This window comes from Rathayibacter sp. AY1D9, from assembly GCF_002932395.1.
Taxonomy (GTDB): domain Bacteria; phylum Actinomycetota; class Actinomycetes; order Actinomycetales; family Microbacteriaceae; genus Rathayibacter.
This window is the reverse complement of the sequence record NZ_PSVQ01000037.1, coordinates 26,077-34,662: the sequence shown is the minus strand read 5'-3', so window position 1 is coordinate 34,662 and position 8,586 is coordinate 26,077. Positions and strand designations below refer to the sequence as shown.

Genomic DNA, 8,586 nt, shown 5'->3' with positions numbered 1-8,586 from the left:
CTCGGGGGCGGTGCAGGAGGAGCGCTGCGGGACGCTCCTCCCCCGGCCCGTCGCGCGGGGGCGCTCCGGGCCGGGTGGAGAGGGGATCAGCTCGCGAAGGTCCAGGTGAGCGGGAGCGAGGCGGACAGGCCCTGGTAGGCGTTGGTGGCCGACGAGTCGAGGGTCACGGCGATGGAGAAGGGGGTGGAGGTGCCGGGGGTGACCGGGGCGGTGTTGAGGGTCTTGACGGCCGAGCCGGCGAGGGTCGCGGCGGTGCCGGTGAAGACGGTGGTCCCGCCGGAGGTGATCACGACGTTGAGCTTGCCGCAGAAGTCGGTGGCGGAGCCGGAGGCGCCGGCCGCGACGTTGTTGCTCTGCGAGCAGGTGGCGCCGGGGGTCAGCGTGAAGGTGTTGGCGTTGACGGTGCCGGTGTTCTTCAGCGTGATCGCGGTGGTGACGGTCTGGCCGGGGACCATCGTGGTCGATCCGCCGAACTTGTTGATGGTCGCGCAGGTCGCGGTGTTGGTGCTGATCGAGCCGCCGTCGGTGCTGAGGCAGGTGATGGGGCTGGCGCCGGTCGACTTCTCCTCCATGACGAGCGAGCCGGAGGCGGCGGTGTTGCCGGTGTTGGAGATGCTCGCGACGAAGCCGGACAGGGTGCCGGACATCGAGACGGAGAGGAGAGCGGCGGCGGCGATGCTCGTCGCGATGGCGAGGGGAGCGAAGCGGACGCGCTTGGACTTGGCGGTGTGGGTCGACATGGCAGGACTCCTGATCGGGTGGGGCGGGCTGATGCTGAAGGGGGAGGGTCCGGCTGGTGGTCCGCCGAACTCGATTGACCGCTAAGTTACTTGACGACCAAGATACATTGCAATCGTTCTTTCACCCCCTGTCCGGGTGACAGGCCGGGACGCCCGAGGGCGACCCGTACGATGACCCCAGCCCTACCCCGAGAAGGACGAATGACCACCGAGAGACCGACCCCGCGCGACGTCGACCAGGACGCGCCCGCCGTGCAGCTGCGGCAGTCGCTCCGCCTGCTCGAGAACGCGCAGCGGCACCTCCGCGCGAGCATCGCCGCGGGCGTGGGCGTGGGCATCTCGGAGCTCACCGCGCTCGAGGTGCTCGGCGAGTCGCCCGACCTCACGCCGAAGTGGCTGGGCCTCGAGCTCTCCCTCTCGACGGGCGCCGTGACCGCGCTCCTCGACCGGCTGGCGACCGCCGGCCACGTCGACCGGCTCGCCAACCCGCAGGACCGCCGCAGCGTCCTCCTGCGCCTCACCGCCTCCGGGGAGCAGCTGCTCGCGCAGGTGGACGAGCGCTACGACGAGGTCAGCGCGGAGGTGCTGAAGGCCTCCCCCGGGCTGAACGGCATGGCGGACGACCTGGCGCGTGCCGCCGCGGTCATCACCGCGCACACGATCCGCTGATCCGCGCCAGTCGCTAGGAGTCCAGCGCCCGGGTCAGGGTCCAGACGTTGCGCCCCTCCGAGCGCTCGTGCTCGAACGTGGTCGTCAGAGCCTGGATGAGAGCGAGCCCGCGGCCCGACTCCGCGAAGACGTCCGGCATCTCCCGCGGCCCCGTGCCGATGTCCGGCGGATCGGCCGTGTCGACCAGCTCCGCGTGGATCGCGTCTCCCTCGACGCGCACGACGAGGCGGCAGACGATCGTCGTCGTCGACGTCGCGTGCTGGATGACGTTGTCGACCAGCTCGACCAGCGCCGTCTCGACGGCCATGCGGTCGCGGGCCGGCAGGTCCGGCCGCTCGCCCCAGAGCCCGGCGAGCATCTCGTGGACGACCTCGGTGTCGTCCGGGGGCGTGCGGAACCCGACGCTGCGCTCAGTCACGGTACGCGTCGCCGGCCGTGTCGAAGAGGGTGAGCACCCGGTCCAGATTGGACAGCTGCAGCACCATCACGACCTGCTCGCTGGGCGCCGCGATCCGCAGGTCGCCGCCCGCCTGCCGCGCGGTCTTGAGAGCGCCGACCAGGGCGCCGAGGCCGGAGGAGTCCATGAACGTCACCGCGCTGAGCTCGACGACGATGCGGGGGCTGCCCTCGTCGATCGCCCGGCGGACGGCCGAGCGCAGCTCCGGAGCCGAGGCCGCGTTGAGCCGCCCCTCCCCCCGCAGCACGGCGATGTCGGGGGCGATCGTCTCGGTCGTGAACGTCATGCGGGGTCCTTCTCGGCGGAGCGGTCGGCGCCCGTGCGGGTCAGCACGAGGGCGGTGATGTCGTCGGACGCGGAGCCGGAGGCGGCGAGCGCCCTCAGCGCCTGCAGGAACTCGGCGGTGTCGGCGGAGTCGCGGGCGAGGTCGACCGCGCGCGCCAGGGACTGCAGGGTCCCGTCGTAGAGGTCGAGGACGCCGTCGGTGAAGGCCAGGAGCGAGTCGCCGACCGCGAGCTCCACGGTCTGGGTGATCCAGCCGCCGTCCTCCGCGATGCCCAGCGGGAGGCCCAGTGCCGCGAGCCGCTGGAACGAGCCGTCGGCGCGGAGGAGGACGGTGAGCCCGTGGCCCGCGTCGACGAAGTCGATCCGGCCGGACGCGGTGTCGAGGCGCCCGTGGAAGAGGGTCGCGAAGGTCTCGGTGGCCGTGAAGTCGTCGTGCAGCTGGGCGCTCACCGCGCTGACGACCGCGTCGGGGTCGCCGCCCAGGCGCGCCCGGAACGCGGAGCGGATCGACGCGGCCACGATCGCCGCCGCCGTCCCCTTGCCCATCACGTCCACGAGGGTCAGGTCGACCGTCTCGTCGTCGCCGCGCCAGCTGTAGAAGTCGCCGGTGATCGTCCACCGCGGCAGCGAGAGCCCCGAGAGCTCGTAGCCGGCGGGGTGGTGGAGGGAGGAGGGAGCCATCTGCGTCTGCATGTCGGCGGCGCGGTCGCGCTCCGCCGTGTCGCGCAGCTCCCGCTCGACCCACTCGCCGAACTCCTCGAGCAGCTGCCGCTCGTCCGGGGTGAGGCTCCGGGGCACGAAGTCGATGAGGCAGAGGGTGCCCAGCTGCAGGTCGCCCTCGACCGACAGCGGCCGCCCGGCGTAGAAGCGGACGTGCGGGTACCCCGCGACGTGCTCGTGCCCGGCCCACGCCTCGTCGGCGCCGAGGTCCGGCACGACGAAGGTGGTGCGCTTCTCGAGCGTCGCGTCGCAGAAGGTGCCGGCGCGCGGGTAGGCGAGCACGGCGTCCGGACGCTGCGGGGACTTCGTGAACAGCGTGGTGTCGTCGAGGAAGTGGATCTCGGCCACGGGCACGCGGAACAGCTCCTCGGCCATCCGTGTGATCCGGTCGAAGCGCTCCTCCGGAGCCGACCCCATCATCTCGAGCGCCTCGAGCGCCACCAGCCGCGGATCCTGCTCGGCCTCGATCATCCGTGCCCCCTTCCCCCTGCGCGCCGCGCCGGGACTCCCCGGAGCGCACACGCACCTCCGACCGTATCGCCCCGCTTGACGGGTGGGGGACCTTAGGCGCCTCTGTACCCCTCACGGGGTACGGCTGTCGCAGATCGCGCGGTCGGGAGCGTCGGCGGTGGCCGATCCCGGCCGTCCTCGCCTCCGCCTCTTGCCGCCGGACGGAGCGGACCCCTACTCTTCACCCGACGCTCCCCCGGCGACCCGCGAGCACCCGAAGCCCGCAGGCTCGTGGGCGTCGCCTCAGGAGCGCCCGTGCCCACCCAGCCGCGTCCCCTCCGCCGATCGCGCGCGGAGACGAACCGACCCTCTCGATCCGACGCGCCCCGGCGCGGGAGCCCGCTCGCTGCGGCGCTCCTGCTCGTGACCGCCCTGATCCTCCCGCTCGCCGCCGCGCCGACAGCGTCCGCCGTCGACTCGGCGGGTGACGAGTACGACGCGATGCGCCTCGCCCTCGTCGCCGATCTGACGGGCACCATCCCGGGAAGCGGGAGCGTCGGCGGCCTCGCCGCGGCGAAGGGCCGCCTCGTCGCCGAGGCCGAGGGCTACTGGTCGACGCTCGAGACCGACGGCGGCGAGCCCTGGCCCGACCTGGTCACGGGCACCTCGGCGGTGGAGGTGTGGGCCGCCTACAAGCGGGTCACCGTCCTCGCGACCGCGCTGAAGACCCCCGGCACCGCCCTCAGCGGCGACCCGGCGCTCCTCCGCGACGTCGTCACGACCGCCGACTGGCTCTCGGCGAACCGCTACAACCGCTCCACCACCGGCACCTCCCGCTGGTGGGAGCAGCAGATCGGCATCCCGCTCGAGCTGAACAGCATCACCGCCCTCCTCTACCCCGACCTCTCGGCGGCGCAGGTGCAGGCCTACCTGTCGGCCTCGACGCGCTTCGCCGACACCGTCACCCGGACCGGCGCCAACCGCGTCTGGACGGCGGCGGTCATCGCCGGGCGGGCGGTGCTGCTGAAGCAGCCGGCGAAGATCGCGGAGGCGGCCGCCGGCATCGACCCGGCGCTGCGGACGGTGGCGTCCGGCGACGGCTTCCACGCCGACGGCTCCTTCGTGCAGCACAGCGTCTTCGCCTACAGCGGCGGGTACGGGCTCTCGATGCTCGACACCCTCGACGACCTCTACGCGCTGCTCGACGGCTCCCGCTGGGAGATCACGAGCCCGGAGGGGCTCGGCGTGTACGACCGGCTCGCCTCCTCCTTCGCCCCCGTCACCTGGTGCGGCGCCGTGATGTCGACGGTCCGCGGCCGCGAGACGGCGCGGGCGGAGTCGGAGGACGGCGACGTCGGCGTCCAGCTGCAGGCGGCGGTGCTGCGCCTCGCCGACAGCGCCCCTCCCTCGGCCAGGACACGGACGAACGCGCTGGCGAAGAGCTGGCTGGCCTGCAACTCCGGCAGCCCCGTGAGCATCGAGACGGCCGGGTCCGTCAGCGACGTCGTGCGCGCGCGGCTCGTCCTCGCCGACACGGGCCTGACCGCGACCCCGATCGGCTCGGGCGTCCGGGCCTTCGCCGGGATGGACCGCTTCACGCGGACCACGGCGACCTCGGGCTTCGCCGTCGGCCTGTCGAGCACGCGGATCGCGCGCTACGAGTCGCTCAACGGCGAGAACCGCAGCGGCTGGTACACCGGCGACGGCGCGACCTCGCTCCACCTGGGCAGCGGGCGCCAGTACGACGACGGCTACTGGGCCACGGCGAACCCGTACCGGATGCCCGGCACCACCGAGGACACGATCGTCCGGAGCGCGGGCGAGGGCGCGTCGTCCCGCCCGACGACGACCTTCACCGGGAGCCTCGAGAGCCCGTCGCGGCGGACGGGGATCGCGGCGCTCGACTTCGACGCGGCGTCGGTGAGCCTGGTCGCGAAGAAGGCCTGGTTCACCTTCGACGACGAGATCCTCGCGCTCGGCTCCGGGATCACGGCGACCGACATGTCCGGGACCGGCTGGGACGGGGCGCGCCGGCGCGCGGAGACGGTGATCGACGACCGCCGCGACGTCGCTCCCGATGCGAGGCTCCGCGTCGACGGCGTCCTCCGCGGTGCGGAGGCGACCGCCACGAGCACCGCCCGCTGGGCCTCGATCACCGGCTCCGCGGAGTCGGTGGGCTACGTCTTCCCGTCGCCGATCGCCCTGACCGCGCAGGGACGGACCCGCACCGGAGCCTGGAGCGCCGTGAGCGCCGCCGGTCCGACGGCGCCGGTGACCGGCCACTACTACTCCCTCACGACGAGCCACGGCACGAACCCGACCGGCGCCTCCTACGCGTACACGGTCCTCCCCGGCGCCTCCGAGGCGGCGACCGCCGCGTACGCGGCGGACCCGGACGTGACCGTGCTCAGCAACACACCCCAGCTGAGCGCCGCCCGCGACCGCTCGACCGGCACCGTGAGCGCCGTGTCGTGGAAGGCCGGGACCACGAGCCCCGTCCTCGTCGGAGGCACCCGGGTCGCGAGCATCACCGGCGCCGGACTGGTCTCGATCCGGGAGGACGCGGACACGGTGACCGTCTCGACCGTCGACCCGACGCAGGTCTCGACGAGCGCGCTCACCGTGACGCTCGCGCGGCCGACCGCGGGCACGGTGTCCTCGAGCGCCGCCCTGAGCGTGACGAGCAGGACGAGCACCGCGACGACGATCACGTTCCGGCCGAGCGGGCTGAAGGGAGCGACGGCGTCCATCGTGCTCGCGAAGAGGGCCGCCACTCCGGTGCCGACGGCCACGCCCACGCCGACCGCCACCGCCGCGCCGACCTCGACGCCGACCGCCACCGCGACTCCGCTCGCCGCCGTCGGGGCCGGCACCCACCAGAACGGCTCGCCGGCCGTCGCCGTCACGGGCACCTGGTCCACGACCTCCTCCTCCGCGGACAGCGGCGGAGGCGTCTCCTTCTCGTCGACAGGGGGCGCCTCCGCCACCCTCCGCTTCACCGGCACCGGAGTCTCGTGGGTGAGCCGCCGGTCCAGCACGTCCGGGATCGACGAGGTCCGCCTCGACGGCGTCCTCGTGGCCTCGGTCGACCGCTACAGCGCCACCACCCGCTCCGCCCAGACCGTCTGGACCAGCGGGACCCTGCCCGCCGGCACCCACACCGTCACGATCACCCGCGGCAGCACACGGAATCCGGCGGCGACCGGGGGCAACCTGATCCACGACGCCTTCGTCGTGAGGGGCTGACGGCCCGGCTATCACCGGCCGCGGTGCCTGGCCAGGCCGCCCCCTCTCCTGATAGGCACACCGTCTCTCTATCCCTCCGGCTCCTGCGCGGGCCGCAGTCGTCTCGGACCACACCGCGAGATCGCCTACCGGCCGCCCCCCGAAGCGACCTCGGCCGCCGGGCGGAAAGTAGCGGTGAGGCAGAACTACCGTCGATAATGGTTCGGGTCGTCGGCCGAGCAGCCCTTTTTGCTACTCCGTCTCAATAACAGCGTCACGATCAGCAGCGCAGGGAGTCTCGAATGACAGCGTGGGTAGTTCGAGCCGGGGCGAGTGGCGAACGCGACTCCTGGACCCTCGAGAAGTCGATCGCAGGAGGCGGGTTCCACGAGGTCGAGGACCTTTCCCACCTCACTTTACGGGGCCAGATCGCCGCATCAGTGGAAGCGGGGTTCCCAAGGGACTCGCAGCCGGGTCGGCTCGCGAACTACACCGGTCAATTACTCGCCCTCCGGACCCTCATCGAGCCGGGCGACATCGTTGTGACTCCACTGAAGTCGACGAAGCGAATCGCGATCGGGGTGTGCACTCGCGGCTACAGCTTCGATGCCGACGAGCCTGATCCGACACGCCGCCATACCATCGGGGTCGAATGGAGAAATTCGGAAATCTCCCGCGGTTCCCTCAAGGACGATCTTCTCAACACGGTGAATGGCGCAATGACCATTTTCCGCGCAACGAAGAACAATGCAGAGGCAAGATTGCGAAGCGTGATGCAGACAGGGGTGGATCCGGGCTCCGGACCGATCAGCGCTCCCCAGAGCTCCGCGGTTTCCGCTGGAATGGACGAAAGGCGAAGCACGGTCGAGGACGTAACGGACCCTCGAAGCGTTCCCACTCTTCAGGCAATCCGCGACAGGGTGAGGACTCACCTCATCGAGAACTTCGGCGGCCACAAGCTGAGCCACCTTGTCGGCGATCTCCTGAGGGCCGAGGGCTACACCTGTGATGTGTCACCCGAGGGGCCCGATTTCGGGGTAGACATCATCGCCGGACGCGGTCCGCTCGGTCTGGATTCTCCGACCCTCATCGTCGAGGTCAAATCTGAAGCAGGTCAGATAGGTGCGCCTGTTGTACGAGGCCTCCAGGGAGCGATGGCTTCGAACAAGGCTGATCAGGGTCTGCTCGTAGCCTGGGGCGGTCTGAATCGTCAGGCGCGCACCGCCATTCGCACCGATCGCCTAACGATCCGCGTCTGGGACTCAGAGGACCTTCTTGATCGTTTGTTCATGGTCTACGAGCGCTTGCCCGAAACCACTCGATCGAGAATCCCACTGACGAGGACGTGGATTCTTGACGAGGACATCGACTCTTGAAGACCTGAAGGTACTTGGCGGCAAGCAGGATCTGAGAGCCTGCGCCGCTTCTCCCGAAACTCCCGGGTCGATCCGTTTCGCCTCACCCGAGGGGCGATCAAAATGGTCATCAATGCCTACTCGAGCAAGTGGACGCGTTGAACACGGTGATTTCTGCGCGCAGGTAGTATTCATGCATGACAGTCGCGAGTCCGCCACGCCACAATCGCCCCGCCTCCTTCTGGGTGGCACTCATCGGTGCTGTGATAGTCGCCGTCCTTGCCGCTGTCGCGGTCGCAGTGACAGTCGTCACACAGCAACAGGAACTCGCACGAGCGTCTGAGGCGGCGACGAATTACGCAGCTCAAGTGGACGACCTGCGGGACGCCCTGGACGAGGCGGACTCGCGTCTCGACGTCTGCGAGGCGGAAGCAGACCTCCTCGCAGCGAACTTCGACTCGGCTCTGGCCTCATTCACCGCGATGCTCGCCGCCAGTGACTCGCGAGATGACGCCGCTTTCGCAGAGAGCTACGCGAATCTGGCTGTGTCTCGTGACAGTCGAGATTCGTATATCGGCTGCTGATCCGAAGGTTTCAGCCCATTCGGCGTGAGCCTCGGTCGCCGGTCCTCGGGCTGAGGGTGTCTTGGCCAGGGAGTGCCCCGTCGCTATGGTGCAGATCTCCA

The 8,586-nt window shown here is 70.8% G+C and carries 8 protein-coding genes; 4 read left to right on the top strand and 4 right to left on the bottom strand.

What is annotated here, in order from left to right; genetic code table 11:
• Positions 1-86: 86 nt before the first annotated feature.
• The gene (locus C5C50_RS13775) at positions 87-740 is read right to left on the bottom strand and encodes a hypothetical protein (RefSeq protein WP_104224276.1); all 654 of its coding nucleotides are present in this window, start codon (positions 738-740) and stop codon (positions 87-89) included.
• A gap of 201 nt (positions 741-941) precedes the next feature.
• Here C5C50_RS13775 and C5C50_RS13770 point away from each other — a divergent pair, with 201 nt between their 5' ends.
• Positions 942-1,409 (top strand): MarR family transcriptional regulator, encoded by a 468-nt coding sequence (locus tag C5C50_RS13770; RefSeq protein ID WP_104224277.1) that lies wholly within the window; start codon positions 942-944, stop codon positions 1,407-1,409.
• A gap of 13 nt (positions 1,410-1,422) precedes the next feature.
• On the opposite strand, the gene C5C50_RS13765 is transcribed toward C5C50_RS13770, so the two are convergent.
• The 3 genes from C5C50_RS13765 to C5C50_RS13755 are packed head-to-tail and all read right to left on the bottom strand — an operon-like array spanning position 1,423 to position 3,342.
• A complete protein-coding gene (locus tag C5C50_RS13765) occupies positions 1,423-1,827 on the bottom strand; it encodes an ATP-binding protein (protein WP_104227126.1) in 405 nt (134 codons plus the stop codon).
• The gene (locus C5C50_RS13760; protein ID WP_104224279.1) at positions 1,820-2,152 is read right to left on the bottom strand and encodes an STAS domain-containing protein; all 333 of its coding nucleotides are present in this window, start codon (positions 2,150-2,152) and stop codon (positions 1,820-1,822) included. Before C5C50_RS13760 ends, C5C50_RS13765 begins: the two co-directional genes overlap by 8 nt.
• Entirely contained in the window at positions 2,149-3,342 is a 1,194-nt protein-coding gene (locus C5C50_RS13755; RefSeq protein ID WP_104224280.1) for a PP2C family protein-serine/threonine phosphatase, read from the bottom strand. Before C5C50_RS13755 ends, C5C50_RS13760 begins: the two co-directional genes overlap by 4 nt.
• A gap of 402 nt (positions 3,343-3,744) precedes the next feature.
• On the opposite strand from C5C50_RS13755, the gene C5C50_RS13750 reads away from it, so the two are divergent.
• From C5C50_RS13750 to C5C50_RS16725, 3 genes are all read left to right on the top strand, one after another.
• The gene (locus C5C50_RS13750) at positions 3,745-6,567 is read left to right on the top strand and encodes a polysaccharide lyase 8 family protein (protein WP_146084608.1); all 2,823 of its coding nucleotides are present in this window, start codon (positions 3,745-3,747) and stop codon (positions 6,565-6,567) included.
• A 281-nt stretch (positions 6,568-6,848) separates the two neighbouring features.
• On the top strand, positions 6,849-7,922 hold the full coding sequence (locus C5C50_RS13745; protein ID WP_258065958.1) for a restriction endonuclease: 1,074 nt from the start codon (positions 6,849-6,851) through the stop codon (positions 7,920-7,922).
• A gap of 176 nt (positions 7,923-8,098) precedes the next feature.
• Positions 8,099-8,485, top strand: a complete 387-nt coding sequence (locus tag C5C50_RS16725; protein ID WP_146081551.1) for a hypothetical protein — start codon at positions 8,099-8,101, stop codon at positions 8,483-8,485.
• The last annotated feature ends 101 nt before the right edge of the window (positions 8,486-8,586 follow it).

Coding starts and splice junctions, on each gene's coding strand:
- C5C50_RS13775 (WP_104224276.1), bottom strand. CDS start 740: ATGTCGACCCACACCGCCAAGTCCAAGCGCGTCCGCTTCGCTCCCCTC.
- C5C50_RS13770 (WP_104224277.1), top strand. CDS start 942: ATGACCACCGAGAGACCGACCCCGCGCGACGTCGACCAGGACGCGCCC.
- C5C50_RS13760 (WP_104224279.1), bottom strand. CDS start 2,152: ATGACGTTCACGACCGAGACGATCGCCCCCGACATCGCCGTGCTGCGG.
- C5C50_RS13755 (WP_104224280.1), bottom strand. CDS start 3,342: ATGATCGAGGCCGAGCAGGATCCGCGGCTGGTGGCGCTCGAGGCGCTC.
- C5C50_RS13745 (WP_258065958.1), top strand. CDS start 6,849: ATGACAGCGTGGGTAGTTCGAGCCGGGGCGAGTGGCGAACGCGACTCC.
- C5C50_RS16725 (WP_146081551.1), top strand. CDS start 8,099: ATGACAGTCGCGAGTCCGCCACGCCACAATCGCCCCGCCTCCTTCTGG.